The organism is Slackia heliotrinireducens DSM 20476, assembly GCF_000023885.1.
GTDB classification, from domain to species: Bacteria; Actinomycetota; Coriobacteriia; order Coriobacteriales; family Eggerthellaceae; genus Slackia; species Slackia heliotrinireducens.
This window is the reverse complement of sequence record NC_013165.1, coordinates 2,870,984-2,897,322: the sequence shown is the minus strand read 5'-3', so window position 1 is coordinate 2,897,322 and position 26,339 is coordinate 2,870,984. Positions and strand designations below refer to the sequence as shown.

The window sequence follows — 26,339 nt, the reverse complement described above, 5'->3', positions numbered from 1 at the left end:
GACGTGGACCAGGAGAATCGTAGCAACGACAGGCCGAACGGCGGGTCAAGGGGTCGTTCCGGCGGCTACCGCGATGGGCGCTCCGGCGGATACCGCGGCAAGTCCGACGGCGACCGCAGGCGTTCGGGCGACGGTCGAGGCGGCTATCGCGGAGGCCGAGACGGAGAGTCCCGCGGAGGTTACAAAGGCAGCCGCGACGGGGGTCCCCGCGGCGGCTACAAGGGCGGCCGCGACGGAGATTCCCGCGGTGGGTATCGCAGCGGCAAGCCCGGCGACAATCGGGGCGGTCGTTCCGGCGGCTACCGCGGCAGGTCCGACGGCGAGTCCCGCAGTGGCTACAAGGGCAAGCGCGACGGCGGCTACAGGAGCGACGGCAACGACCGCGGAGGCTTCCGCAGCGAGCGCGACGGGAACCGCAACGACCGTAACTACCAGGGCAAACGCGACGGCTACAAGGGTTCCCGCGATGGGGAGTCCAGAGGCTATCGCGCCAATCGCAGCGACCGCGGTGACCGTGGCGGCTTCCGCAACGACCGTAACGACCGTCGTGACTACAAGGGCAAGCGCGACGACTTCAGGGGTGGCCGTCCCGACCGCGACGACCGCGGCTACCGCGGCAAGCCGGCCGAGCAGGAGAAGCCTGAGCGCGAATACACGGGCTACCACGGCCAGCTGGAGCGTCGCAACGACCGCGGCGGTTTCCGCGGAGGACGTCCTGGCGGCGACCGCGGCGGTTTCCGTGGCAAGCCCGGCGACCGCGGCGGAGCCCGCGACAGGCAGGGCGCCTACCGCAGCGGCAAATCCGTGTCCGCACGCGGGAACTTCCGCGATGCCGCACCTGCGCCCGAGCCGATTGACCTGGGCGAACCCGAGAATATCATCCTTGTGGCCAACGCCATGACGGGCACCGAGGAACAGATTGCCGTATACGACGGCGGTGCCGACCAGTTCGCCGCGCGCCTGAAGAAGGTGGCCAAGGAGCGTCGCAAGTGGGCCGAGGACAACCAGATCTGCTGCTACCGCGTGTACGACGCCGACCTGCCCGATTTCTCCGTGGCCATCGACCGCTACGACGGCGTTTGGAAGAACGAAGGCGAAAGCTACCTGGTCATTGCCGAGTATCAGGCTCCTAAGGAGGTCAGCGAGGAGAAGGCGGCGGCCCGGTTCGCCGACGTCATGACGCTGGCTCCCGTGGTGATGGGCGTGCCTGCGGACCACGTGTTCGCCAAGACGCGCCGCCACGAGAAGGGCGGCGGTCAGTATACCGACCAGCAAAAGGACAGCTGTGTGGTCTATACCGACGAAAGCGGCTGCATTTTCGAAGTTGACCTGGGCGGATATCTGGATACAGGCATCTTTTTGGACCATCGCATCACCCGCGAGCTGGTGGGCCGACTGGCGCAGGGCACCAACTTCCTGAACCTGTTCGCTTACACCGGCACCGCCACGGTGCATGCGGCTTTGGGTGGCGCCCTCACCACGACCACCGTGGACATGTCCCGCACGTATCTGGGCTGGGCCGAGCGCAATATGGAGCTGAACAACATCAGCGACCCCACCCGCCATCGTTTCGTGAGGTACGACGCACTGCGTTGGATCGAGCGCGAAATCGGCACGGGGAACCGCTACGACCTGATTTTCGTGGACCCGCCCACGTTCTCCAATTCGAAGTCCATGGGCGACACCACCTGGAGCGTGCAGCGCGATCACGTGAATCTGCTGATCGGCGTGGCGGCTCTGCTCACCCCCGGCGGCAAGGCGATCTTCAGTTGCAACCTGCGCAACTTCACGCCGGATGTGGAGGCGCTGGCCAAAGAGGGCATCGTGCTGAAGGACATCACGGCGCAGACCATCCCGCACGACTTCGAGCGTAATCCGCGCATCCATAAATGCTACGTGGTGAGTAAGGTTCTGCCGCAACAGGCCGAGCCTCAGGAAGTCGAGGCGCAGGCCGACCCGGAGGAACAGGCCGAATAACCGCGTCCAGACCGTTGAATCATGCAAGCGCCGTCCGGTTTCGGGCGGCGTTTTTGCTTTCCATCCGGCGATTCCGCCACTTTCTGCACGTTTTTCCGACTTGGAGGTTTGTATAGAATTTGCAAGTATCGTCTCTGATGCGAGCGTTTAAAACCACGAGGCTCTGACCTGGGACGATAGAAGCGGCAGCTTTTCAAGATGAGGCATCTTCCCGAAAACCGCTGCAAGGCGGTCTTCAACGGGGACAAAAGGGTCCAAAAACGCCTCTGAAAAAAAACCTCCAAGTCGGTTTTATCGACAGAAAGCGCCCGATTCGCCGGACGAAACTCGATTTGAAACCGCGAATCGCTAGTGCAGCAGCTCCACGGGGTCGCTGGCGGCGGCGCGGCGCGCGGGGATGTGGCCTGCAAGCACGGCGATCAGCGCGCCCAGCAGCACTGCGGGAAAAACGATCCACAGCGGCACGTGGCACAGCCCGGTCTGTGCGGTCAAAAACAACGTGAGCAGGTTCAGCAGCGGCTGCAGCAGGAAGGAGACGATCGTGCCTACCACGCCTGCGAATGCGCCGATGACCAGGTTCTCGTAATCGAACAGACGCACGATATCGCGCCTGGTGGAACCCATGGCACGCAGGATGCCGATTTCGCGGCGGCGCTCGATGGACGATACGTAGGTCACCGAGAACACCATGAACATGCTCATGGCCAGGGCAATCACGATAAGGACTGCCAGCACGCGCACGATGGTGCCGGTGACCGACGTCACTCGGGCCAGCAGGGCGCTGTTGCTGTTGGACGTGGCCAGCGGTGCGGAGTTGGCGCCGGTGAGCTCCATGTGCTCGTTGTACTCCTCGATTTCGGCGAGGATGGCGTCGTTGGCGTCCATGCTCTTGGCGTAGATGTCGATTTCCGTGGGCTTCATCAGGTCGACGGCGCCTAACGCATCCAGGTTCTTCTTGTAGCCTGCATTCAGGCTCGACGGCGCGTATTGCTCTAGAAACGCGGCGAAGGTGCTGTCGGGCAGCGAGGCGATTTGGCGGATGTCGCCTTCGGAGACGTTCAGGCTGCCGTCGACGTTCATATATCCGCCAAGTTGCTGCTTAAGGGCTATGACCTGGGAATACGACAGGCTTTCAATCAGCTGGCGCTTGTAGTCCGAGAACAGTTCGGGGTCCATGGCGTCAAGCAGCGCCTGCTTGGTGTTCTCGAAGTCGGCGCGCTGGGCTTCGGTGGCCGGGGTGGCGGAGAAACTCTCGCCGGTGAGCACATCGTATTCTGGGTCGGCCAGCTGCTCTTGGACGATCTCGCTGTCGTTGGCGGCGTCGACCAGATAGGGGATGAGCCCCTCGTCGTAGGCCAACGTGCCAATTTCGGTGCCGTTGTCAATGGCCTCGTTGGGGCGGACGATGCCCACCACGGTGAGCTCGGTGGCGTCGGCCAGCAGCTTCTTGCGGAAGTCCTTCTGGCTGCGGCCGTCTTGCCAGATGCCGTTCTCCTTGTAATAGTAATCGCAGGTGGGAACCACTTTGTAGGTCAGGCCCAGCAGGTCGTCGAAGCTATAGGACGGGGTCTGCTCGGGGATTTCGAAATCGTTGCCCATGGTGATGTCGGTGGCTGCGTCCACCAAGGTGTGATAGTCCTCGATGCCGGCCGCGTAGATGAAGTAATCGCTGACCGAGCCGTCGCGGGCCGTGATGATGACCAGCTCGTCGTAGCTTTCGGGGTATCGGCCGGCCAGCAACTCGTAAGGGGTCTCCCCGGTCTCGTCGTTGATGACGAACTGGCGCATGAGGTTGGCGGGATCGGGCAACTTCTGCTCGATGATCTCGGTGGCCTGCTCGCCGAAGATGGTGGACGGGTCGATATTGCGCAGGATGGTGGCTTTGCCCGCCTTGACAATCTGGTTGTTGTTGCGGTCGTACACGTTGAGCTCGATGGGATATCGCATCTGTACGTCGAAGGCGTTGTCGCGGATGTCCGATTCGCTCAGGTCCAGGTGCGTGATGAAGGAGCTCAGGTCGCATTCCTGGCGGTTCTCCAGCGCGGCGTACAGCATGATCTGCGCCTGCATGCCGGCTGTGACCGCGGTGGGGGTCTCGCCTTCGGCGGCGCCTTGGGTCAGCAGGCCGCCCGTATCGAAGGACAGCGACTGCAGGGCATTGGCCGTGCCGTCCTCTTTAATCTCGATGGGTGAGCTGATCAGGGAGTTCGTTGCCACTTCGTCCATATACGCGCGGGCGCCGATATTGATGGCGGACATGAGCACGATGCATAAAATGCCGATGCTTGCCACCAGCGTGGTAATGATCGAGCGGCCCCGCTTGTTTTTCAGGTGGCGCCGGGCCAGCTCGAAGACGGCGGAAGCGGACTTCGCCTTGGCGCGGGGCGCATGTGCGGCGGTCGTTTTGGCTGCAGCCGTCTGAGCGCGCAGCCGGCGGTGGCTTACAACCTTGCCGTCGTTCATCTCTATTATATGGGTGGCGAAGCGTTCGGCCGAATCGCGGTCATGCGTGACCACGACCACCAAGCGGGTGTGAGCGATGTCGGCCAGAAGCTGCATGATGGCGGCGCTGTTGGCGCTGTCCAACGACCCGGTTGGCTCGTCGGCAAGAACGATGCGCGGCTCCTTGACCAGGGCTCGGGCGATGGCGACGCGTTGGGCCTGGCCGCCGGAAAGCTCCGAGGGCAGACGATCGCCCAGCTCGCCGATGCCGGCATCGGCCAAGGCGCGGGCCACGGCGGCGTCGGCGTCGACGGCCGCGCCGCTTCGGGCGGTGGCCATGTCCAGCGCAATGCGGACGTTTTCGGCCACGGTGAGGTAGTCGATCAGGTGGGGTTCCTGAAAGACGAACCCCACCTGCGTGCTTCGGTACGCGTCCCACATGGTTTCGGAAAAACCGCTGGTGGAAACACCGTTTATGCTGACGGAGCCTTCGAAGTCCCCGTCGAGGCCGCCCATGATGTTGAGCAGCGTGGTTTTGCCGCAGCCCGAAGGACCCAGAATGCAGGTCAGCGAGGGCTCGGCGAATGCAAGGCTGACGCCGTCCAGCGCCAGGTGCGAGGCGGCGCCTTCACCATAGCGTTTCGAAATGTCGTGCAGCTCGAACATGGGCAGGTCAGCCTTGCGGTAAGCGGGTTATTCGACGTAGGTGTTCTGGATGCTTTCGACCACGTCGTCGCCCAGAAGCTCGGTGTAGTTCTCGGGGTTGTCAGCAACCACCAAAATGATGGAATAGTCCTCACACTGCAGGTCGATCACGGCGCCGACCATGTTGGCCTGCTGGAAGTAGCCCAGCGCCGCGTTTTCAAGCGTCAGTGCGTCGATGGCGTAGCTGAAATCGCTGTAGCCGCCGCTGGCGTTGTCGGCCAGGTTGACCAGGGCGTCAGCGGACATGTCGGACACGGTGATGTGGTCGTAGTTGAATCCGCAGGACTTGACGGTCTTGGCGATGTCCTCGTTGGTGAGCTCGGTGCTGTTGACGACGGTGGCATAGGCGACCCAGGTGTCGGACAGGACGTCGAAATCATAGGTATAGGACAGCGACTCGTTGGCCATGTCCACCAGCCAGCCGTTGTCTTCGCCGCAGAGCATGACCCACTCTCCGTCGAACTCGGCGGCCTGGTCGGCATCCAGAATGTCGGTGATGTCGTTCGGGCTGAGGTCGCCGGATTGGGCATCGGAGATCAGGTTGTCCAGGTATTCGCCGAAGTCGGCGGAGGAGTAGCGGTACGTGATGTCGCCGTCGCCGGTGTCGATGGAAGCGCTTTCGTACTTCTCGAGGGCGCCTTCGGCCTCGCCGCTGACGACTTCGACCATATCGACGTCGGTGCTGGTGGCAGCCGAGCCGCCGCTGCAACGGGGCACGACGAGCAGTGCGATGATGGCTACAAGCGCGATGGCTGCTGCGGCGATGGCGATGGGGATGACGGGAAGCTTCTTCTGGGGCGTGGGCGCCGCACCGATGGGCGGCTGGTATGCGGTCTGCTGCTGGGTGCCGCCTGTGAGCGGGGTTCCGCATGCGCCGCAAAACGGGGTGCCGTCGGGATATTGGGCTCCGCATTTGGGACAAAACATGGTGATCTTCCTCCTTATTTCGGATGATGCGGCATGTCACTCGTTTCGTAGACCGTTTCATGATACCGCTTTTGCCCAGAAGAGCGGGAATTTGCAACCGAAATGGTCCGGGTGGCGCAGATGATTCCGTGGATTGAGTCGGGTTGTCGGACTTGGCTAGAGCCGGGAAGCGTCCTCAACGAAGGCAAGGGCCGCAGCATCGACGTGCGCGCCGATGACGATGAGCTTGGCGGGGCCTTCGTAATGGGTCGGTTCGGCCGTGCTGCGTCCGTTCACGTATTCGAAATGGAGCAGTCCGCCGTCGGGGGAGGGCAGAAAGCCCTTCGCCCGGGATGTTCCCTGTTCGCGCAGGGCGGTGTTCAGCCGTTCGACGGTTTGGCTGTCGAAGGCGCCTTGGGGCTTCAGGACTATGGAAGAGAAGCCTTCGTGGCTGTGGTGGTGCCCGTGCCCGTGGTCATGGGCGCGGTCGTGATCATGGTCGTCGGCGTCTTCCGCATGGTCAAGGTCGTCTGCGTAGGCCTGTTCCGAAAGGGCCAGCACCTCAAGCGCATCGAGGCTGTCCCAGGGCTCGGTTATGATGCGCACCTGCGGCTTGGCGTGTTCGCGAATCGCCGCTACCGCCTCGTTAAGCTGCGCGGCATCCAACTCTTGGGTGTGGCTCAGCACGATCAGGTGGGCCTGTTCGATTTGGCTCATGTAGACGGGGATTTCGAAATCGATCATTTCGACGGCGTCGGTGGCATCGACGATGGCGGTCATGGAGTTCACGCGCACGGGACGGGCAAGTCCCTTCATGCGCATGGCCAGCTGACAGGTCCGCTCCAGTTCGGCAGGGCTGGCAAGCCCCGTAGGTTCGATGAGGATGCGGTCAGGCTGGCACTCGGCGACGATATCGGCGATGCAGTCCATGAACCCCACCTTCAGCGAGCAGCAAATGCAACCCGACGCCAGCGTGCGCATCGAGAACCCGGGGCTTTCGATCACGGCATCGTCCACAGGCTCCTGTCCGAACTCGTTCTCGACGATGGCGACGCGCGAGGCGCCCAACCCGTCGCGGACGAGCTTGTTCAGGAAGGTGGTTTTACCGGCGCCCAGATAGCCGCCGATGATGTCGATTTTTACGGGAAGGGTTTCGTTTGAGTCCATGCGCTGCCCCTTTTTGCCGGGCGGCATCGCCCTGCCGAGCGGGGGGGGGGTGCCCTTTCTGACTGTATGTTTGACAGTGTAACTGTTTCTGACCATGGTACCGACGTGAAGAGGGCGATATAATGACCGCGGTAAGCAAATAGGGCAAAACCTACGCTGCACACAAAAGGGGGATTGCCGTAACGGGCCGAGAATCTGCGCGTCGGCCGTGCTTGCGAAGCAAAGAGTTAAATCGTCCGGCGTATCTGCAACGTCGCTTCCGCAATCAGGCAAATAATGGCTTTTAGTCAGAAAAGGAGTGTCTCTATGGAGATCAGGAAAGAACTGCCGGAAATCTTCGAGGAATTCGCCGAAGGCCGCAAGAACGCCTTCCTTTCCGCAAAGAAGCAGAAGGACAAGAACCTTCCGCTGGTGGGAACGTATTGCACCTACGTTCCGGTCGAGCTGCCCATGGCCATGAACGCCGCCGTGGTGGGCCTGTGCTCCATGTCGGACGAGACCATCCCGCTGGCCGAGCGCGATTTGCCTGCAAGCCTGTGCCCGCTCATCAAGTCGAGCTACGGCTTCGCCAAGTCCGACAAGTGCCCGTTCTTCTACTTCAGCGATCTGGTGGTTGCCGAAAGCACCTGCGACGGCAAGAAGAAGATGTACGAGCTCATGAGCGAATTCAAGCCCATGCACATCATGCAGCTGCCCAACACCCAGGACGAGGACGGCTTCGCCCTGTGGAAGAAGGAGGTCATCCGCTTCAAGGAGAAGCTCGAGGACTTCTTCGGCGTCGAAATCACCGAGGACCAGATTCGCGAAGCCATCAAGCTGCGTAACGAAGAGCGCCGCGCCGCCCTGGAGATTTTCGACCTGATGAAGATGGATCCCACGCCTGTCATGGGCTACGACCTGTTCAAGGTTGTCTACGGCGCATCGTTCACCTTCGACCGCGAACTGGCCGTCAAGCAGATGCGCGAGGTGAAGGATCGCATTCTGGAGGAGGCCGAGGAGAACAGCGCCAAGATCGGCCACAAGCCGCGCATCATCATCTCCGGTTGCCCGATGGGCGGCGCCACCGAGAAGGTCGCCCGCATCATCGAGGAGACCGGCGGCGTGGTGGTCGCCTTCGAGAACTGCACCGGCATCAAGAACTACTACAACCTGGTCGACGAGGACAACCCCGACGTCTACGAGGCTCTGGCCGAGCGCTACTTCAAGATCGGCTGCTCGGTGATGTCTCCTGACACGTACCGCTTCCAGCTGCTGGGCGAACTTATCGACGAGTTCAAGGCCGACGCCGTTGTGGACATGACCCTGCAGGGCTGCCACACCTACAACATCGAGACCTACGAGGTGAGCCGCTTCGTGACCGAAGAGAAGGGCATCGCCTACTACCATGTGGAAACCGACTATTCCAACGCCGACGAAGGCCAGCTGAACACCCGTCTGCAGGCCCTCATCGAGATGCTTTAGATTTGTTTTTTACGCCGGCCCTGGCGCTTTGCGGCAACGGGGCCGGCTTTCGCGACCTTGCTCCGAAAGGGGCGAGGTAGGTTCTACCAAGCGGATTGCGGGACATCGATTCGGCTCCGGCTCCCGATGCCCGCATGAGATGGGAGGTGTGCCGTGCCCACGATCAGCGTCGACTCGGGCTCGGTCAAGATCGAGTGCAAACCCGGGCAGTCCCTGCTCGATGCGCTGCTTGACGCAAATGTTGCGGTGGACAACCCCTGCAACGGCAAAGGGACGTGCGGCAAGTGCCGCGTGAAGGTTGTTTCGGAAAACCCCGTCGCTCCGACGGAAACCGAGCGCCGACTGCTTTCCGCCAAGGAGATCGAAGCGGGCGTAAGGCTCGCCTGCATGGTGAAGCCCGAAACCGACATGGACATCGTATCGATGCACCGGGAACGCAAGCATGAAGTGCTCACGACCGGCTTGCTGCCTGAATTCGAATACGACCCTGACATATCGAAGCGGACGTTTACCATCGAACGTCCGACGCTGGAAGACCAGACCCCCTTCGAAGACCAGGCCTGCGCCCAGCTGGGTGTGGACGCGCTTTCTGCGGAGGTGCTGATTGACGCCGGCCTCGTACCCGGCGAGTTCACGGCGGTGTTTCACGATGGCGAAGTCGTGCAGATCGAGCGGGGCGACACCACCGACGAGCTGTACGGCGTGGCCATCGACATCGGCACCACCACCGTGGTGTGCGAGCTGGTCAACCTTGCCACGGGCGAAGTTCTGGCGGACGCTTCGCAGATCAACGCCCAGAAGGTCTTCGGCCTGGACGTGCTCACGCGCATCACGTACGAGCTTGAGCATCCGGACAACGGCATCGCCAACCTGCGCAAGGTGATGGTGAAGTCCATCAACGGCATGTTCGACGAGCTTTGCGAAGAGACCGGCATCCCTCGCAACCGGATTTACGAGATAGCCGTGGGCGCGAACTGCACGATGATGCACATGCTGTTGGGCGTGGATGCCCACGGCATCGGCAAGGCCCCCTTCGCCCCCGCCTTCGCACGCGCGAAGGACCTGCCTGCCCGCGCCATCGGCATCGAGGCGGCCCCCGGCGCGCGCCTGTACTGCCTCCCGCACGTTTCGGCCTACATCGGCGCCGACATCGTGGCGGGCGCCTACGTGTGCGACCTGCACAACGTCAAGAACAACGTGCTGTTCATAGACATCGGCACGAACGGCGAAATCGTCCTTTCAAAACAGGGGCAGCTGCTGTCGTGCTCGTGTGCGGCCGGCCCCGCCCTTGAAGGCATGAACATCAGCGCCGGCATGCGTGCGGCCGAAGGCGCCATCGAAGAGATCACCATTACCGAAGATGGCAACCAGTTCGCGATCATCGGCGGCGACGTGGAGCCTCAGGGTTTGTGCGGCAGCGGCATCTTGGCCGTGCTGCGTGAGCTCGTCCGCTGCGGTTTCGTGCGCAAGAACGGTGCGTTCGTGAAGCTGGACCGCCTGCCCGAGGACGATTACCGCAGGAAGATGCTCATCGAACACGAGGACGGCAAGCGCTCGTTCGTGCTGGTCGACGGGGCGGAGCCCATGCTTGTGACCCAAGGCGACGTGCGGCAGGTGCAGCTTGCCAAGGGCGCCATCCTTTCGGGATTCATGGCGCTTCTGAACAAGGCTGGCATCGGTATGGACGATCTGGATCAGGTTATCATCGCAGGTCAGTTCGGCGCGCATCTCACGGCCAGTTCCATCACCGGCACGGGAATCCTTCCCGAAGAGGTGGAGGACCGCATCGTCTACGCCGGCAACACCTCCAAGACGGGCGCGTACATGGCGCTCATGTCGGGCGAGGTCAAGCGCGGGATGGAGCGGCTTGCCCACGAGATGGACTACATGGAGCTGGGGGCGACGGAGAACTACGAGCGTCTGTTCTCCCAGTGCATGATGTTCCCGGACGTTTCCAAACGGAAAGAAGGCTAACTATGGTGGGTGCGAAGAAGATCCGCGATTTCAGATGCACGTACGCGAACTCGGTTGGTGTGAGCCCTGAGGTCACCCAGGGGCTTGACCTGGAGTTTCCCGATGCCTACTGCCACCGCGACACGATGGCCACGCTGTCTTTGGCCATTAAGGAACACGATGGGGCGAATTTCTGCCTGCTGCCCTTCTGCCGCACGGTGGAAGTTGAGGCCATGGGCGGCAACGTGAAGCTTGGCGATGCAAAATCGTGCCCCCGCGCGGCCGATCCCGTCTGCGAGTCTTACGAGGACTTCATGGCGCTGCCTGACATCGACTTCTCGCAGGGGCGCATCCGCGAGGTGCTGGAGGCGTGCCGCATCCTGAAGCAGCGCGGCGAAACCGTGTGTCTTGAAATCGTGGGACCTTGGACCATGATGCAGTCGCTCATGGATGCGGCGAAGGTGTTCAAGATGTTCCGCAAACAGCCTGATCAGGCGGTAGAGGTTATGTGGAAGCTCGCCGGACAGCTTCTTCCCTATGTGGATGAGGCGCGCGAGTGCGGAGTGGACGTCATCACGCTGTCGGATTCCGCCGGCACGTTGAGCATCTTGGGCCCGCGCGTGATGGAGAAGTCGATGCTCTTGTTCATGGCGGATTTCGTGCGCGCCTTAGACGAGCGCATCGGCGGCAGCATGGTGCTTCAGCTGTGCCCGAAGATCGCCTACGCCCTTATCGATACCGGATGTGCCGAGGTGAAGATTCACGATCTTGGCGAATCCGTCGACTTCCTGGAAGCGCTGCTGCGCCTGCGTGGCGAGGCGCGCATTGTGGGCCAGACCTGCATCAAGTACGTGGGCGTGAGGGTCCTTAACGGCAAGATTCGCGAACTTGTGATGAAGGAACCCCAGGCCTGATGACCGATATCCTGCCCGACATCCGCAAAGTGACGGCCGACCCCCGTTTCGACGGCGGGCCGGTGCTCATCTCCTGCGCCATGGTGGAAGACGAGGTGACCTGCGCCATGAAGGCTGTCGGAGCTCAGATCCCGGTGATCTGGGTCGATCGGGGCTATCACAACGAGCCCACGCGCCTTCGCGCTGTGCTGCAAGAACGCATCGACTGGGTCGAAGACCGCGGCGCGAAAACCGTGCTGCTCGCTTTCGGGCTGTGCGGCAACGGCGCAGTTGGCCTGCGGACCCGTTCGGCCACGCTTGCAATGCCGAGGTTCGACGACTGCATCAACTTCATGCTCAAGCACGGCGAAAGGATGCAGCGCGGACTCTCCAAGGCCGGGGTGATGTATCTGACGCGAGGCTGGTCCCAGGACGAAGCCGCCACGGTGATCGGCCTGCGCGAACGGTATGCGCTCAAGTACGGCGAGCGCCGGGCGAACATCATCATGCGGCACATGTTCGAGGGGTACAAGGCGGTCTCACTGATCGACAACGGGTGCTACGATGTGGGCTCGGTCATGCCCATTGCGTGTGCTACTGCCCGCGAGCTGGGCGTATGCACGCGTGTGGATGAAGGCGGAAACGAAGTGTTGGAAAAGCTGCTCTCGGGGCGTTGGGACGACGACATCTTGGTTGTGGAGCCGGGCCGGGCCCTTGAGCAGGATGATTTCGAATTTGAAGACAAACGTAAGCGGTAGGCTGAAAGGATTGCTCATGACCACTGCGAAGGAAAGACTCTTGGCGACGCTCGACGGTAAGGAGACCGACCGTCCGCCGTGCATCTGCCCCGGCGGCATGATGAATATGGTCACCGTGGGGTTGCAGGACGAAATCGGGGTGTTCTTCCCCGAGGCGCACTACGACCCGGAGAAGATGGCCGCGCTGGCCAAGGCCGTCTACGACCGCGGGTTCTTCGAGAACTACGGCGTGCCTTTCTGCATGAGCGTGGAGTCGGAGGCTATGGGTGCCGAGGTGACCATCGGCCGTAAAGACGTGGAGCCGCACATCACCGGCTACGCCATTTTCGACGTGCACGACTACAAACAGGTGAAGCCGATGGATTTGGAATCGGGCCGCGCTAAAACGGTTATCGAAGCCATCAAAATTCTGAAGACCTACGACGACGGCGTGCCCATCGTGGGCAACCTTGTGGGCCCGGTGAGCGTGGCCAGCTCGGTCATGGACCCGGTGAAGTACTACAAGCAGCTTTACAAGGAGAAGGAGCTTTCCCACGCCTACATGGACTTCATTACCAACGAGCTCATTCGATTCGGGTTGGCGCAGGTCGAAGCGGGCGCTGACGTGATTGCCATCGCCGACCCCAGCGGCACCGGCGAAATTATGGGTCCGCGTTCGTTCGACCAGTACGCGGTCACGTACCTGGAGAAGCTGCAGAAAGCGCTGCAGGATGCAGGCGCTCGCACCATCGTGCATATCTGCGGGCAGATGCGTTCCGTGTACGAGCAGGTCGCCAAGATCAGTTGCAACGCGCTTTCCTTCGATGCCGTGGTGCCTATCAAGGAGGCTCGCAAGAACCTGCCGGGCAGGGTGGTGATGGGCAATGTGAGCACGTTCGCCATCGAGCTCAAGGACGCCGAGCGCGTGCGCAGCCTTACGCGGATGTGTATGAACAACGGCTCCAACATTATCGCCCCGGCCTGCGGTTTAGGCATGGGTTCGCCTTCCGAGAACGTGCGTGCCGTACTCGAGACGGTGCGCGAAGCAGGGGAGGCTTCGTAACGGATTACGGGGTGCGTCGTTCGCGTGGGGGTTCTTGAAGGGCTTATGTATTGTGAAGATGCCGTGGTGTATAACCTGCGGCAGAAACTTTTACTTGCAATGGCTTGCTGCGGGGACTAGTATATCAATTCGCGTTACGACGCACCACATACATTGCGGGGTGGAGCAGTTGGTAGCTCGTCGGGCTCATAACCCGAAGGCCGCAGGTTCGAGTCCTGCCCCCGCGACCAACATTTCTGGCCAGGATTTCTTCCTGGCTTTTGTTATTTCATCGGGCAAAATCGGCTTTCAGTCCGTTCTCCCCGTGGCTCAATACCGGGCACGAATGGTTTTCCTGCTGCCGGACCAAACCCTGAGGCTGCAATGCGCCCGCCCATCGTCCTGTTCTTTTACAGCCGCATCGATCGAGGAAGCCTTTCCTTCACGCATGTCGTTGAAAGCCACATGATGAGTTCTGCGTATCAGGCGTCTTACTCGTCCTCGGCGGTGAAGGTGCCAAGGAGCCTGCTAGGTTTACATGCTCCATCGGGCGCTTGCCGACTGCAATTCGCGCATATGGGCGAACGAGCTGTTCTCACGCGCGAGCAGGTCGGCAGGGGTGCCTTCCTCTATAACGCGCCCGCCTGCGAGCACGACGATCTTGTCGGCGGCTTCCACCGTGCGCATGCGGTGTGCAATCACGAGCACGGTCTTGCTCTGCAGCAGGCGTGAAAGCGCGTCCTGCACCTTCGTTTCGTTCTCCACGTCCAGCGACGCCGTCGCCTCGTCAAGAAGCACGATGGGTGCGTCTTTCAGCAGGGCGCGTGCGATGGAGATGCGCTGGCGCTCGCCGCCCGAAAGCCTGGCTCCGTTTTCGCCAATGGGGGTGTTGTAGCCCAGCGGCAGCTTGCTCACGAACTCGTCGCAGTTGGCTGCCGCAGCCGCAGCGAGCACCTCTTCGTCGGTGGCTCCCAGCTTGCCCAGCCGGATGTTCGCCATGACCGTGTCGTCGAACAGCGTCACATCTTGGAACACCATGGAGTAGTCGGTCAACAGCACCTCGGGGTCGACCGTTGCGATGTCCACGCCGCCGACCTCGATTGTTCCCTCTGCAACATCCCACAGTCGTGCGGCTAGGCGTGCGCATGTGCTCTTGCCCGAACCGCTCGGGCCCACAAGCGCCGTCACCTCGCCCTCCTTGGCGGTGAAGCTCACGCCCCGCAGCACCTGCTCGTCGGAATAAGAGAACCCAACGTTCTTGAATACGATGTCGTGGCCGTCCGGCGCGAAAGTCTCGGCGCCTTCGGCTATGGGCGTATCGTAGATCGCCATCAGACGGTCGGCGGAAATCTGGGATAGGAACATCTCGGCAATCATGATGAGGCTCTGGTCGAAGGGGGCGTAGATGCGTGTGATGACCAGCAGGAACAAGAACAGGACCATGAAGTCGATCTGCCCGGATAGAATGAGGTTGGCGCCGGTGAGGATGGTGGTAGCCACACCCAGGCGCATGATGACGCTTGCGCCGTTCACGAACAGGCCGGTTGCCAGCTCTCCCTTGATCATCGTTCGCTCGTGTGCATCGATTTTGGCGTTGAGGTCGTCAAGATAGCGTTGCTGCTGGTTGGTCGCGTGAATCTCGCGGATGTTCTCGAGCGTCTCCTGGATGCCGTCGGAGACTTCAAGCGCCGCCGCCTTCGTGGTGGCAGAATTGCGCTCCGACAGCCTGCGGGTGCCGAACAGCAGCAAGAACGCCACAGGTACGCCCCACAGGCACGCAATGGCAAGGCGCCAGTCCATCGCCAGGAGCATGACGGCAATGATGGCCGTGGAGATATAGCTGCCGTAGAGGTATCCGACCGCATGTGACCACACGTGCTCCATACGATTCACGTCGCCCATGATGGTTTCGGTGAGGTCGGCCAGGTCGCGCTTGCCGAAGAATCCCAGGGGCAGCTTGCGCAGCCGTTCCGCCAGCCCCACGCGCATGGTTTTCACCTCGTCGTAGACCAGGCCGTAGGTGGCGTCGTACTGCTGGAGGTGCGTGATGAACGACAGCACCACGAAAGCAAGTGTGAGCAGGCAGAACAGTATGGCATTCGGTAAGTCCGACCCGTCGGTCAGGGTGTTTGTGAACTGCATCATGAGCAGGTAGAGCAAGCCCATGCCGACCATTGCCGTCAGGTTGACGACGACGGTCCAGAACGTGCCCTTCTTCATGTTGACGACGCCTTGGTCGGTAAGCGCGAACCTCCTTTGGAACTTCTTGCCGAACATCTACATCACCTCGATTCCGGCCAGGGGCTCGGGTCGTTTGGGGTCGGATTGTGGGATTTGCGCTGCGCCGGCGATGCGCCATGTGGCGGCTTTGTTGTAGTCGTTCCACATGCGGGCGTACAGGCCGCCTGCAGCCACAAGCTCCTCGTGCGTTCCCTTTTCGACGGCTTTTCCCGAGTCGAGGACGACAATCTGGTCGGCGTTCACCACCGTGGAAAGGCGGTGCGCAATCATGATGACCGTGCGTCCCTGCGCAAGCTTTGCGAATGCTTTTTGGATGAGCATCTCGTTTTCAGGGTCGGCAAAGGCGGTCGCTTCGTCGAGTACGACGATCGGCGCGTCTTTCAGGAGGGCGCGCGCAAGCGCGATGCGCTGCTGCTCGCCTCCGGAAAGGTAGGTGCCCTCCGTGCCGATCTTCGTGTCTATTCCGTCGGGCAGCTTCGCGATGATGTCGTCGCACTGCGCGGCGGAATGCGCCGCAATCACTTCTTCGCGCGCGGCTTCGGGGCGAGCGGCTCGAACGTTTTCCGAGATGGAGGTCTTGAACAGGTGGTTGTTCTGGAAGACGAATGCGATTTGGTCCATAAGCACGTGCGGATCCATGGCGCGCACGTCTACGCCGCCAACCTCTACGCTGCCGGACGTAACGTCCCAGAAGCGGGGGACAAGGCTGGCCGCCGTCGTCTTGCCGCCGCCGCTTGGGCCTACCAGGGCAACGGTCTGTCCTGATTCGGCCACAAATGACACGTTCTTCAGTGCGGGTTCGGCGGCTCCTTCATACGTGAAGGAAACGTTCTTGAACTCGACGCGGTTGCTCTGCGGGACGGCTGGATCTGCGGAAACCTTAAGCGTGGGGGCATCCATCACATACTCGATGCGCCTGAGAGCCGTGCTCGCCAGCATCATGCCGCTGGTTGCGAACATGATTTTCGCCAACGCGGTGGAGATGATGGCGGAAAACACTGCGTAGAATGCGAAATCTGTCACGAAACCTGCGAAGTCGTTCGAAGCAAGGGCGCCGGGCGCCAGAAACAGCGCTACCGGCACCAAGAACACGAAAGCGCCTTCGGTGAAGGTGAGGTTCACCGCCTGGGGGATGCGGCACACCTTCCCCTGATAGTTGCTGGCTTTTTCGCTGTAGTCGTCGATGGCCTCTTTGAAGGCCTTGAACGAGTTCACCGTCTGCTGGAACACCTTTACAACGGGAATGCCGCGCACGTATTCGGTGCCTGCCTTGCTCATGCGGTCCTGAGCGGCCTGGTATTCCCGTATGAGGTCGGCGTTCTTGCCACCCATCATCGCGAACATGGAGATGATCGAGATGACCGCTGCGAGCAGGCATGCCAGACCCATGCGCCAGTCGAACACGAACATGATCGCAATCACGCTGACGAGCATGGCGACCGTGCCAACGATGTCGGCAAGGTTGTGTGCCAGCAGCGTTTCGGTTTCGGCCGAAGCGCCATCCAGACGGTTGCGGATGAGGCCGCTCGCGTTGTTGTCGAAATAGCCAAGCGGCGTGCGCATCAGATGCGCCATGCCCCGCTTGCGGATATTAGACGCGGTGCGGAACGCTGCCAGGTGTGTGCACATGAGCGCTGCGAAGTACACGATGATGCCTGCGACCGCGAAGGCGAAAGCCGCCCATCCATACAGGCTGACGCTGCTTGCATTGCTCCAGTTTGGAGCCACGGCGATAAGATCGCGCACCGCCAACCAAATGCAGATGTAGGGTGCCATGCTCAGCACCATGGAAATTGCGGAAAGGGCGAGCCCCAAGTAGGTAAGCCCGCGGCGCCTTCCCGCATATTCGAGCAATACGCCAAGATCGCTCTTCTTTTTGACTGTATCTGCCATGTGTCCTCTTTTCGACGACTGTTTTTGGTACTCGGATTAATCCGGATGCTCTCGCCGGGAATGGCGAACTCCAGCTTGGGTGACTTGGGGTCTTAGAAGTGCTTCGGGGACCTTTTCGACACGAAAACGCATGCTGAGAGCGGGTATGGTGCCTGCCCGAGACCCATCCAAGGGTCTTGCCCGGCATGCGGCAGCTCTTAAAAGTTATCCGAAACTAACATGTATTATTGCACAGAAAGATAAAAATAGAACGAAGAAAAAGGCGCCTAAGGTAACAATTGCGATTTGGATGACGCCATGTGCACCGGAGCCGTTCCTGGCATGGATTGCAGTGTTTGCGAGGCGGCTTCCAGAACCTAGCCCCGCTTGGTCCAGCACGAACATGACGGCATCAGGCAAATGACGGCAGCATGGTGGTCGACGACCTCCGACGCTGTTCGATACGCGATGATGGACGATGTACTGAGAGGGTGATGGGCTTCCGCACCTAACGGGTCGTAATGCGTCAGAGCTTTTTCTTGAAGCAGATGATCCTGTTCTCTTCTTGGAACCCGATGCCTAAGTGGAAGCTGATTGATGCCGTGTTTGTCAGCTCGCAGTCGCTGGCGAATTCGGCGCAGCCTTTCTCTCTCGCCCATTGCTCGCATTCCGACGCCAGCTTCTTGGCTATCCTCCTGTGGTGATGGGCGACGTCACCATGAACGCTTGGGAGTATCGCGCCAAGTGGTATGGCGAGGACGAGAAGACGGCCAAGGCACGTGCTTAGGAGCTCAAGGGGCTGACGGAGTGATGCAAGCGGTCTCGAAAACTAATGTAATCGCGCGGCGAACTAATGTAATTCCATCCCAATCTAATGGAATCACGTGCAGGATTACATTAGCCTGATCGAGGTCAGCCAGCGACCGAGAGCAGGTAACGGCAGCTCTACAGGGGTTCTAAGACTCGTGCTGGCGTGGTAGAATTCAATCGCAGAGAAGCCGACTTGGGTGGAACAAAGCTGGGTCCCCGAATGGGGGTAGGCATCCTCGGATCGCTTAGAATTCCCTTGCTCCTGGGGTCGGCTCTTCTGCTGTCTAGCGGCCCTTCTTTTCCCTCGAATTACGCTTTGAGAGCTCGGCGCGCATGCTGTCGATGACGTGCTTGGGGCCGCGGCGAATCTCCTGGAGCATCAGGTCGATGGCCAGCTGGGAATATCCCCAGCTGGGCTGCTCGCCTCCTAGGGACAGGTTGTACGAGTAGGTGTCGTTTCCCTTCATGTTGTAGAAGTCGACGAAGATGCCGAAGTGGAACGTATTGAATTCTTTCGGCTCTCCTTTCACCAAGAGCGTGATTCCCTCCTTGCTGAGCTTGCGCCGAATGAACTCGGTACCCTTCTTCGTTCGATATATGTACTTGTTGATGGGGTCGGTGAGCGAGTGGAGGATGGATACGGCAGCGTCCGCATCGTTCGCGATGCGCACGGGGGTGCCCTCGCCCTTCTTCTTGGTTAAGCGCAGTTCGGTGGCGTAGCCTATGCCAGTGCCATCTGGGCGGCTCGCCACGATGGACGAGCCGAGCTCGAGCATCTTCTCAACCACTTCGCGTGGGTAGCGAGCCTTGATGATGTCGAAGTCCACGTCGCCTCGGCGCACGGAAAGCATAAGATAGTTCTCGGGGATGCGGTCGCTGATCTCGATGTCGTGGAGTTCGCGCAGCTTCTCTTCGTAGAACTTCACGCATTCCTGCAGAATGGGGCCGTAGAACAGCTCGTACTCATCGGTGACGAAGTGCGTGCTGGTGTTGCGGAACTCGCCCACGATCTCCATGTTGAGCCGCAGCGGATCGTTCTCGTTGGTGAACACCATCTTCAGGCAGTCGGAGAGCGAGAGCGTTCGGTCGCTGTTGGGGTAGTAGATGGTCTCGTATCCCATCGTGCGGATGATGTATGCCTTCAGCATCAGCTCCCATGCGTTGCACAGGAAGAAGCAGCACCCCTCAGCGTGATAGCGGATCGTGGGGCGGTTGTAGAGCTCTATTGCGAGCAGGAAAGCTTCCTGTGATTTGTCGAGCAAGCGCTCGCAAGTTGTGGCCTTGATCTCGTTCATGGTGTCCTTTCTGTGGTCGGGCTGGCATTATCTCACTGCCGGTGTTGCCTTGCCATAGTGTCGGCACAAATCGCGCTACAGCAGGCGAGGCGGTCCTAGTGGGTTCTAGTAAGGCCGAGTTGCCAAAGGGCTTCCACAGGTGCAGCTAGGTGTCGAGGTCGTACCTCCAGGTTCAAGTTCCTGTCAGGTGATCGCCCGCGGCGAAGGCGACGTCGAAGCACTGAAGGAGACCGAGCCGTGGCCGTTCGCCGACGCACCCGCCAAGCAGCGAGGTGGCAAGATCGGACTACTAACGTCGGCATCAGCACGAACGCTGACGAGGCCATGAGACGCTGGCGCAGGCTCGCCGGCCTGAACAATTTCGGCGACGAGCAGAGAGGGCCGACGGATGCTCAACTCCGCTGCATACGCCGTACCAGTCCAATGTAGAATCGTGTTCCAAAACCAACGCAATCGGTAAAAAACGGAGCGCCTGGCCAGCGAAAGTACAGCAAAAGGTGGATAATGAACCAATGGGCTTGCTGGCGGAGCTTTTAACGGAAGCAAGCCTATCAAGTGAGACAATTTGGCAGAAATGTCATTACGAGCACATGGATAAAGCATTATAGGAGGCGGAGATGGCCGGCAAATATCGACTTATGCCAAACGAGTCGATGATTCTCCAAGAATCTAGCGTCGCCCACGGCGGCATGTTCGCGATTTACACGGACGATCTTATGCTCACCAGCTTAAATCTGGTTTGCGTCAACAAGGGAGTGTTCGGCAATACGAAGAATGTCTTCGTGTATCCCCTTAGCCAGATCAAGATGTTCAATGGCAAGCCGCAGGTCATGATGGGTAAGTTGTCCAATGGGACTGCTACGCTCGATGTTTACCTGACTAGTGGCGAATGCGAGTCGTTCAACTTCCAAGCAGGCAATAAGAGGAATATCAAAAAGTGGATTGACGCCATCATAAGCGTCGTTGGTGGTGGCGATGGTCAAACCGGAAGCGGTTACGACGATGATGATTATGACAGTGATACGCTCGTTGGCGCCTTCAGGGAAGTTGGCGACGAACTCAAAGACGCAGGTAACGAATTCCTCGACGCGCTCGGCTTCAAGCCACGGAAAAATGCTCCAAAAGCCGCCGCTAGCGTCGCCGGAGCGGTTGCGAGTGAAAGGGTCAGCAAGAAGTGTATGTCTTGCTCAGCTCCGCTGACAGGATATCGAGGTCAGACGGTGAAGTGCAAATACTGCGACACTGAGCAAACGCTTTAATATCGGAGGTGGATTTGTATGGGGGTAATTAGGGCATTTACCGGTGCTATTGGCGGTGCGTTTGCCGACCAGTGGAAAGACATCATTACTGCGGGTGCATTTGACGAGCACGTCGTGGTTTCTCCCGGCATACTAAGGTCCACTAGCAATGGCCGTGGCACTAACATGTATGGATCAGACGGCGTCATAAGCAATGGTTCCAAGATATACGTCCCCGAAAATACGGCCTGTTTCATTTTCAGCCAATCGGGAATAGAGGAAATCATCACGGTACCTGGCGGGTATGAGTACCGGAATGGGCAGGAAAGCGTTTTTAATGGTTCAAGCTTCACAAGCGCTATCTTTAGTCAGGCTAAGGAAAGACTCGGTTATGGCGGCATGTCGGCCGACTACAAGCAAATTGCATTTGTGAACCTCAGGGAAATCAGGGACATAAAGTTCGGCACAAAGGGAGCACAGGTATATAACGACTACTTTTACGGTACTGACCTAGAGATATTTGCCTACGGTTCTTTCACTGTGAAGGTCACCAATCCTGTTACGTTCATTTGCAACTTCGTTCCCGCTAACGTCACTTATTACACCTTCGACGACCAAAAGGTGAGATCACAGATTCTGGCCGAATTCTTGCAGTCATTTACCGTTGCACTGAACTCGCTATCTAGCACTTACAGGATTTCGCAACTGCCCGCGCAGGCCAACGCTATTGCCAATACGGTCGCCAACGACAACGATAATGCTGGTACCTGGGAGGAGCGGTTCGGTTTCAAACTGACCAAGGTTGCTATTGAAAACATCGAGTTTACCGAGCAATCGAGAGAGCTTGTCAGACAATACTCGGAGAACAGAATGCGCGTGAAGGCGTACGACGATGTTTCTCAGCGTGCGTCCAACATAGCCGCACAGCAACAGATTGCTGAGGGAATCCGAGATAACGGTCTTGGCGATGCGGGTGGCATGATCTTTGGCATGAACATGGCTCAAGGTCTGGGATCCGTCGCTGAGCAGAGGCCCGCCATGTCATTCGATGAACAGATTGAACAGCTTAAGAAGTTGAAAGAGCTTGTCGACGCTGGCATTCTTACGCAAGAAGAGTTCGACGTCAAAAAGAGGGAGATCATGGGTCTCTAGGATTTAGACAGGGAATGGGTTTTCTGGAATAGGCAGGCTAGAGCCTACCTTGCGACAGCCCGCTAGCCTCATCGCAGGTTGGCGGGCTGCCTTTTTAAGCAGCCGCCCAAGGAAGCGAAAGGCGGTACTGTATGGGCGGTGAAACCAGCCAATGGCGGCTAGGCAGCCACGCAGGGTGCGGAGAACACCCGGAGCGTGGGCGGCCGGGCGTGAACCGACTGTGGGCTCAGTGGTATCAGGCTCGCCGGCTCGGGTCCTGCGCACTTGGTCGTCGGTCGTCAAGGCGCTTTGGAACGCGGACGCACTGGTCGGTCTTGATCTTCGAGTGCTGTTGACCTGGACTTCTAGGCTTGCTCCTGCTGCGCGATGAGCCCTCGCGTCTCGTCCGCCAGGTCGGCCAGGGTGGCGGAGGCCAGGCGGTCCATCATGGCCCGCTCGGCGGCGTCAAGCTCCGCGCCCAGCACGGCGTGCACGTTGCGGCCCACGGGGCACTCGGGGCTGGGGTGCTCGTGCATGCGGAAGACGCCCGCGTCGTCCTCGACGGCCTCGAGCACGTCGCGCAGCGTTATCTCCTCCGGCGCGCGGGCAAGCGATGCCCCGCCGACGCCCGGCTCCACCGTCACGATGCCCGCGGCCTTGAGCTGCCCCAGGACGTTTCGCACGATGACGGGATTCACGCCGACGCTGCCTGCGAGGAACGTGGACGTGGTCTTGTGCTCGTGTCCCAGAAGGGCGATGCAGAGCAGTATGTGGGTGGCTACCGGCAGCCTGGACGAGAACCTCATAATCCCTCTCTTTCTCCTCGGATAGCGTAGCACACGTCGGTTGTAATGTCACGTATTACAACTATGGAGGAGTTGTGGACACCCATGTTGTAATCGTTGACATTACATCGGCGGCATGTCATAGTACAGGCTGTAAGCGTTAAGGTTACAACCTACGAAAGGGGCACCACCATGAAGAAGATTGCAGTCGTAGCGGCAAACGGCAAGGCCGGCAAGCTCATCGTGAAGGAGGCAATCGATCGCGGCATGGACGTCACCGCCTTCGTGCGCGGCGAGAACCAGACCGTCGCCGAGAAAGCCGTCGTGAGGGACATCATGGACCTCACGGCCGAGGACCTGGCGGGCTTCGACGTCGTGGTCGACGCCTTCGGCGCCTGGACGCCCGAGACGCTGCCCCAGCACTCCACCACGCTCGCGCACCTCTGCGACTGCGTTGCCGGCACCGACGTGCGCCTGCTCGTCGTGGGCGGTGCGGGCTCGCTCTACGTGAACCCCGAGCACACCGCCTGCGTGGCCGACGGCCCCGACTTCCCGGACGCCTTCAAACCGCTGGCGGCGGCCATGGCCAAGGCCCTGGAGGAGCTGCGCGCCCGCGACGACGTGGCGTGGACCTACATCTCTCCTGCGGGCGACTTCCAGGCCGAGGGCGAGCGCACCGGCGCCTACATCCTGGGCGGCGAGGAGCTCACGCTCAACGAGGCTGGCGAGTCCGTCATCAGCTACGCCGACTATGCCATCGCCATGGTCGACGAGATCGAGTCCGGAGACCACATCCGCCAGCGCATCAGCGTGGTGCGCAAGTAGCGGCGTCTCTCGCATAGCCGCAAGACCGTCGGGCCCGCGTCCTTGTGACGCGGGCCTACCCTTATGCCCCGAGGATTGGAGGGGCATCATGCTCGACGGTTACGGACTTCACACGATCATATGGGATTCGGCGGACGAGCGGCTGGGTGACCTCCTGGTGGCGTCGCCCGCCGACGCCACGGGGCGCGGCCTTGAGCTGCACGTTCGACAGGGCGGCGCGGCTGCCGACCTGACCGGCGCCGAGGTCTACTTCCTCTGGAGGCACAAGATGGCCGGCACGCGCGGGTGCGAGCCGATGACGGAGATTGACGCGTCCCTGGGGCAATTCGTCGTATACTACCCGGCCGCCATGCAGGAGGCCGAGGGCGCGGTGGACGCGCAGTTCATGGTGACGCATGACGGCAAGAGCATCAGCACGCGGGCGTTCACCATCCGAGTGGAGCCCGTGATCACAGGCGGCACCGAGAGCGAGGACGGCTTCACCCTGTTCGTGGAGACCATCAAGCGCTACGAGGGCGCAATCGAGATCACCACGGCGGCGGCTGACGCGGCCAACGAGGCGGCTGAGGCGGCAAACGACGCTGCCGATTCCGCCACTGCTAGCTGGAGCGGCTCGGTGCTGACGGTGACGAGCGCGTCGGGCACGAGCTCGGCCGACCTGCGCGGGCCACAGGGCATCCAGGGAATCCAAGGCGAGACTGGCCCGCAAGGCGAGACGGGAGCCACGGGGCCGCAGGGTTCGCAGGGGCCGTCGGGCACGACGCCCGACCTATCGGCCTACGCCACCAAGCAGTACGTGGACGACGCCATCGCCGCGCTCGTCAACCTCGAAGAGGAAGAGTTTTAGGCCATGGCTGTTGGAACCGTATCGACTCGCATCCTCACTGACATAGCCAACGCGATCCGCTACCAGGCGGGCGTGGCCACGCTGTACAAGCCGAGGGAGATGGCTGCAGCCGTTTCTGCTCTCGATGGCACCGATGCTGGCGACTACCAGGAGCAGCCGTACATGCAGCTAGAATCCGGCGTGCTGCCGGAGTCGGTGTTCTCGGACATCGCCTCCGCCATTCGCGGACAGAACGGCGAGAGCACGCTCTATGCGCCGGGTGACATGGCAGCCGCCATCCTGGCGCTCGAGTGGGACGTGGGTTACAGGATCCGGGCGCTGCTGTTGGACGACGGCACCCTGGAGATCAACTACTACGAGCGACGCACCTCCGTCACCGGCGGTCGCATCGTGCAGGTATTCGAGATCGACCCGGCGGGCTACTCCTCTGCCAGCGCACGCTCATACGACTCGATCAAGCTGCTGGTGAAGAAGGTCTACATCGACTCGACTATCGCGGGCCTAGGCCTGACGAACTGCAACTACTGGTTCAACGTCTTCTCGAATTGCACCGAGGTGCGCGGGTTCGAGAACCTGTCTGGCATGACCAGCACGAACCAGATGTTCACGAGCTGTTCGAGCCTCGAGACGATCTACGCGACCTCGTTCAGCAACTCGGGGCTCTCGGGCTCGCTCATGTTCAACAGCTGCAACCGCCTGGTGGGAGGCACGGACGGCTTCGTGCCCTCGACCACGAGCGGGGCGAGCGTGTGCAAGCTGGGAACGGGCGGCGTGCTGACCGACCCGAACGACGATAGGCGCACCTGGTTCTGGGTGCACTTCTACGCCGACGGCGAGGGCGTGCTCACGGCAACGCGAACGCCTGATGCCACGCGCGAGCTCGTCGCGAGCGGGCGCATCTGCGCGATCGGCAAGTATGTGGGGCTGGGCTTCACGCCCTGGGACGGCGTCGCGGGCGCGACGCACCGCCAGAACCTCACGAGCGCGACCTTCGCGGCGGACATGGCAGCGTTCTCGTATTTGAACCTGAACTTCCTGTTCTACAGCTGCACGAGCCTGGCCAGCATATCCGGCTTGGGCAACCTCTCCGGCGTGCGGTCGATGCGCTACATGTTCTCGTCTTGCTCCTTCACGACCATCGACTTTCGCGGCTTCGACCCGTCGACGCTGACGGACCTGTTCTACACGTTCTCGGGATGCTCGCACCTGACGACGATCTACGCAGACAGCACGTGGGCGCTTCCTTCGAGCGGAATCACGGGGTCGCAGTGCTTCTACTCGTGCTCTACGTCGCCGGTGGGCGGAAACGGCACCGCATGGGCAAGCAACAAGACGGCGTATACGTACTTCCGCATCGACACCGCGAGCACGCCGGGATATATCACCGCAGCGTAGGTACCACACGCACTAGCGGTCGCGCATCCAGAGCATAACTGCCTTCGCCGCGAGCAGCGCGAAGCAAATGATGCCAGCGTAAGGCTGCCTCGCCAGGATGAAGACGGCCACGCAGGCAGCGGAAAGCGCGGCCCCCGCCGCCAGGGCCAGCTTCCCCCATCGTCCGTCGGCGCGGGATGCGGCGATCTCGCAGAGCCCGCAAATCACAGTCGCCCCGACGCATGCGGTAAAGACCACTTTGATCCATGTGCTGGCGCCGGTTAGCGCGAGCAGGCTGACCGCAGCCGGACCCTCGGGGCCGTTGCCGAACACCGGCACAACCAGGAGCAGCGCAACCAAAACGTCCAACAGCCCGCACACCATCGACGCATACCCGCGTGCGAAGGACCTCCTTTCGGCCTGTGCGACCGACACGACCTCGTCAGGGCTTATAAGCTCGTCTATCGTCACCGAGAAAAAGCGCGACACCTCCTTGAGCGAATCGATGCTCGGGTAGCCCCTGCCGGACTCCCACTTGGACACGGCCGTCCTCGAGACGTAGAGCGCCTCTGCCAGCTGCTCCTGCGTGAGCGAGCGCGCCTTCCTTAGCTCCTGCAGTTTCTCGCCGAACTCCATCG

Annotated in this window: 20 protein-coding genes and 1 tRNA gene; 12 read left to right on the top strand and 9 right to left on the bottom strand. The window is 60.7% G+C overall.

Annotated elements, in window-relative coordinates:
* Window positions 1-3 precede the first annotated feature (3 nt).
* A complete protein-coding gene (locus SHEL_RS15695; protein ID WP_012799723.1) occupies window positions 4-1,977 on the top strand; it encodes a class I SAM-dependent methyltransferase in 1,974 nt (657 codons plus the stop codon).
* A 348-nt stretch (window positions 1,978-2,325) separates the two neighbouring features.
* On the opposite strand, the gene SHEL_RS12900 is transcribed toward SHEL_RS15695, so the two are convergent.
* From SHEL_RS12900 to SHEL_RS12890, 3 genes are all read right to left on the bottom strand, one after another.
* Entirely contained in the window at window positions 2,326-5,085 is a 2,760-nt protein-coding gene (locus SHEL_RS12900) for an ABC transporter ATP-binding protein/permease (RefSeq protein ID WP_012799722.1), read from the bottom strand.
* Window positions 5,086-5,112: 27 nt separating this feature from the next.
* The gene (locus SHEL_RS12895) at window positions 5,113-6,051 is read right to left on the bottom strand and encodes a zinc ribbon domain-containing protein (RefSeq protein ID WP_012799721.1); all 939 of its coding nucleotides are present in this window, start codon (window positions 6,049-6,051) and stop codon (window positions 5,113-5,115) included.
* A gap of 156 nt (window positions 6,052-6,207) precedes the next feature.
* Complete coding sequence (locus SHEL_RS12890) at window positions 6,208-7,197, bottom strand: CobW family GTP-binding protein (RefSeq protein ID WP_012799720.1); 990 nt, start codon at window positions 7,195-7,197, stop codon at window positions 6,208-6,210.
* 306 nt (window positions 7,198-7,503) lie between these two features.
* Between SHEL_RS12890 and SHEL_RS12885 the strand changes: the two genes are divergently transcribed.
* From SHEL_RS12885 to SHEL_RS12860, 6 genes are all read left to right on the top strand, one after another.
* Window positions 7,504-8,658, top strand: coding sequence for a double-cubane-cluster-containing anaerobic reductase (locus SHEL_RS12885; protein WP_012799719.1), 1,155 nt, complete (start codon window positions 7,504-7,506; stop codon window positions 8,656-8,658).
* Between the two features lie 153 nt (window positions 8,659-8,811).
* Window positions 8,812-10,632 carry an ASKHA domain-containing protein gene (locus tag SHEL_RS12880; protein ID WP_012799718.1) on the top strand — a complete coding sequence of 607 codons (1,821 nt, stop codon included), beginning with the start codon at window positions 8,812-8,814 and terminating at the stop codon, window positions 10,630-10,632.
* Between the two features lie 2 nt (window positions 10,633-10,634).
* Window positions 10,635-11,525, top strand: a complete 891-nt coding sequence (locus SHEL_RS12875) for a uroporphyrinogen decarboxylase family protein (RefSeq protein WP_012799717.1) — start codon at window positions 10,635-10,637, stop codon at window positions 11,523-11,525.
* Window positions 11,525-12,262, top strand: a complete 738-nt coding sequence (locus SHEL_RS12870; protein ID WP_012799716.1) for a DUF1638 domain-containing protein — start codon at window positions 11,525-11,527, stop codon at window positions 12,260-12,262. The genes SHEL_RS12875 and SHEL_RS12870 overlap by 1 nt, the downstream gene beginning before the upstream one ends.
* A 16-nt stretch (window positions 12,263-12,278) precedes the next feature.
* Window positions 12,279-13,304, top strand: coding sequence for a methylcobamide:CoM methyltransferase MtbA (locus SHEL_RS12865; protein WP_012799715.1), 1,026 nt, complete (start codon window positions 12,279-12,281; stop codon window positions 13,302-13,304).
* Between the two features lie 154 nt (window positions 13,305-13,458).
* Window positions 13,459-13,534: transfer RNA gene (locus tag SHEL_RS12860), tRNA-Met, on the top strand.
* A gap of 283 nt (window positions 13,535-13,817) precedes the next feature.
* Here SHEL_RS12860 and SHEL_RS12855 read toward each other — a convergent pair.
* From SHEL_RS12855 to SHEL_RS12840, 4 genes are all read right to left on the bottom strand, one after another.
* Window positions 13,818-15,560: an ABC transporter ATP-binding protein gene (locus SHEL_RS12855; RefSeq protein ID WP_012799714.1), complete on the bottom strand. Its 1,743-nt coding sequence runs from the start codon at window positions 15,558-15,560 to the stop codon at window positions 13,818-13,820.
* Window positions 15,561-17,417 carry an ABC transporter ATP-binding protein gene (locus tag SHEL_RS12850; protein WP_012799713.1) on the bottom strand — a complete coding sequence of 619 codons (1,857 nt, stop codon included), beginning with the start codon at window positions 17,415-17,417 and terminating at the stop codon, window positions 15,561-15,563.
* Window positions 17,418-17,922: 505 nt separating this feature from the next.
* A complete protein-coding gene (locus SHEL_RS15855; RefSeq protein ID WP_475908229.1) occupies window positions 17,923-18,075 on the bottom strand; it encodes a hypothetical protein in 153 nt (50 codons plus the stop codon).
* Window positions 18,076-18,490: 415 nt separating this feature from the next.
* On the bottom strand, window positions 18,491-19,501 hold the full coding sequence (locus SHEL_RS12840; protein WP_012799712.1) for a DUF3644 domain-containing protein: 1,011 nt from the start codon (window positions 19,499-19,501) through the stop codon (window positions 18,491-18,493).
* A gap of 617 nt (window positions 19,502-20,118) precedes the next feature.
* Between SHEL_RS12840 and SHEL_RS12835 the strand changes: the two genes are divergently transcribed.
* Entirely contained in the window at window positions 20,119-20,760 is a 642-nt protein-coding gene (locus SHEL_RS12835; protein ID WP_012799711.1) for a hypothetical protein, read from the top strand.
* Between the two features lie 18 nt (window positions 20,761-20,778).
* Window positions 20,779-21,891, top strand: a complete 1,113-nt coding sequence (locus SHEL_RS12830) for an SPFH domain-containing protein (protein WP_012799710.1) — start codon at window positions 20,779-20,781, stop codon at window positions 21,889-21,891.
* Between the two features lie 344 nt (window positions 21,892-22,235).
* Here SHEL_RS12830 and SHEL_RS12825 read toward each other — a convergent pair whose 3' ends face one another.
* Entirely contained in the window at window positions 22,236-22,676 is a 441-nt protein-coding gene (locus SHEL_RS12825; RefSeq protein ID WP_012799709.1) for an Rrf2 family transcriptional regulator, read from the bottom strand.
* Between the two features lie 171 nt (window positions 22,677-22,847).
* Between SHEL_RS12825 and SHEL_RS12820 the strand changes: the two genes are divergently transcribed.
* The 3 genes from SHEL_RS12820 (at window position 22,848) to SHEL_RS12810 (ending at window position 25,722) form a co-directional block, all read left to right on the top strand.
* Window positions 22,848-23,480: an NAD(P)-dependent oxidoreductase gene (locus SHEL_RS12820; RefSeq protein WP_012799708.1), complete on the top strand. Its 633-nt coding sequence runs from the start codon at window positions 22,848-22,850 to the stop codon at window positions 23,478-23,480.
* 157 nt (window positions 23,481-23,637) lie between these two features.
* Window positions 23,638-24,327, top strand: a complete 690-nt coding sequence (locus SHEL_RS15760; RefSeq protein WP_169304528.1) for a collagen-like triple helix repeat-containing protein — start codon at window positions 23,638-23,640, stop codon at window positions 24,325-24,327.
* Between the two features lie 3 nt (window positions 24,328-24,330).
* Window positions 24,331-25,722, top strand: coding sequence for a leucine-rich repeat domain-containing protein (locus tag SHEL_RS12810; RefSeq protein ID WP_012799706.1), 1,392 nt, complete (start codon window positions 24,331-24,333; stop codon window positions 25,720-25,722).
* Window positions 25,723-25,734: 12 nt separating this feature from the next.
* On the opposite strand, the gene SHEL_RS12805 is transcribed toward SHEL_RS12810, so the two are convergent.
* Complete coding sequence (locus SHEL_RS12805) at window positions 25,735-26,337, bottom strand: helix-turn-helix transcriptional regulator (protein WP_012799705.1); 603 nt, start codon at window positions 26,335-26,337, stop codon at window positions 25,735-25,737.
* Window positions 26,338-26,339 lie beyond the last annotated feature (2 nt).

Excerpts from the sequence above, each read along its gene's own strand:
- SHEL_RS12900 (WP_012799722.1), bottom strand. The coding sequence starts at position 5,085 with ATGTTCGAGCTGCACGACATTTCGAAACGCTATGGTGAAGGCGCCGCC.
- SHEL_RS12895 (WP_012799721.1), bottom strand. The coding sequence starts at position 6,051 with ATGTTTTGTCCCAAATGCGGAGCCCAATATCCCGACGGCACCCCGTTT.
- SHEL_RS12890 (WP_012799720.1), bottom strand. The coding sequence starts at position 7,197 with ATGGACTCAAACGAAACCCTTCCCGTAAAAATCGACATCATCGGCGGC.
- SHEL_RS12885 (WP_012799719.1), top strand. The coding sequence starts at position 7,504 with ATGGAGATCAGGAAAGAACTGCCGGAAATCTTCGAGGAATTCGCCGAA.
- SHEL_RS12875 (WP_012799717.1), top strand. The coding sequence starts at position 10,635 with ATGGTGGGTGCGAAGAAGATCCGCGATTTCAGATGCACGTACGCGAAC.
- SHEL_RS12870 (WP_012799716.1), top strand. The coding sequence starts at position 11,525 with ATGACCGATATCCTGCCCGACATCCGCAAAGTGACGGCCGACCCCCGT.
- SHEL_RS12865 (WP_012799715.1), top strand. The coding sequence starts at position 12,279 with ATGACCACTGCGAAGGAAAGACTCTTGGCGACGCTCGACGGTAAGGAG.
- SHEL_RS12855 (WP_012799714.1), bottom strand. The coding sequence starts at position 15,560 with ATGTTCGGCAAGAAGTTCCAAAGGAGGTTCGCGCTTACCGACCAAGGC.
- SHEL_RS12850 (WP_012799713.1), bottom strand. The coding sequence starts at position 17,417 with ATGGCAGATACAGTCAAAAAGAAGAGCGATCTTGGCGTATTGCTCGAA.
- SHEL_RS12840 (WP_012799712.1), bottom strand. The coding sequence starts at position 19,501 with ATGAACGAGATCAAGGCCACAACTTGCGAGCGCTTGCTCGACAAATCA.
- SHEL_RS12835 (WP_012799711.1), top strand. The coding sequence starts at position 20,119 with ATGGCCGGCAAATATCGACTTATGCCAAACGAGTCGATGATTCTCCAA.
- SHEL_RS12830 (WP_012799710.1), top strand. The coding sequence starts at position 20,779 with ATGGGGGTAATTAGGGCATTTACCGGTGCTATTGGCGGTGCGTTTGCC.
- SHEL_RS12825 (WP_012799709.1), bottom strand. The coding sequence starts at position 22,676 with ATGAGGTTCTCGTCCAGGCTGCCGGTAGCCACCCACATACTGCTCTGC.
- SHEL_RS12820 (WP_012799708.1), top strand. The coding sequence starts at position 22,848 with ATGAAGAAGATTGCAGTCGTAGCGGCAAACGGCAAGGCCGGCAAGCTC.
- SHEL_RS12810 (WP_012799706.1), top strand. The coding sequence starts at position 24,331 with ATGGCTGTTGGAACCGTATCGACTCGCATCCTCACTGACATAGCCAAC.
- SHEL_RS12805 (WP_012799705.1), bottom strand. The coding sequence starts at position 26,337 with ATGGAGTTCGGCGAGAAACTGCAGGAGCTAAGGAAGGCGCGCTCGCTC.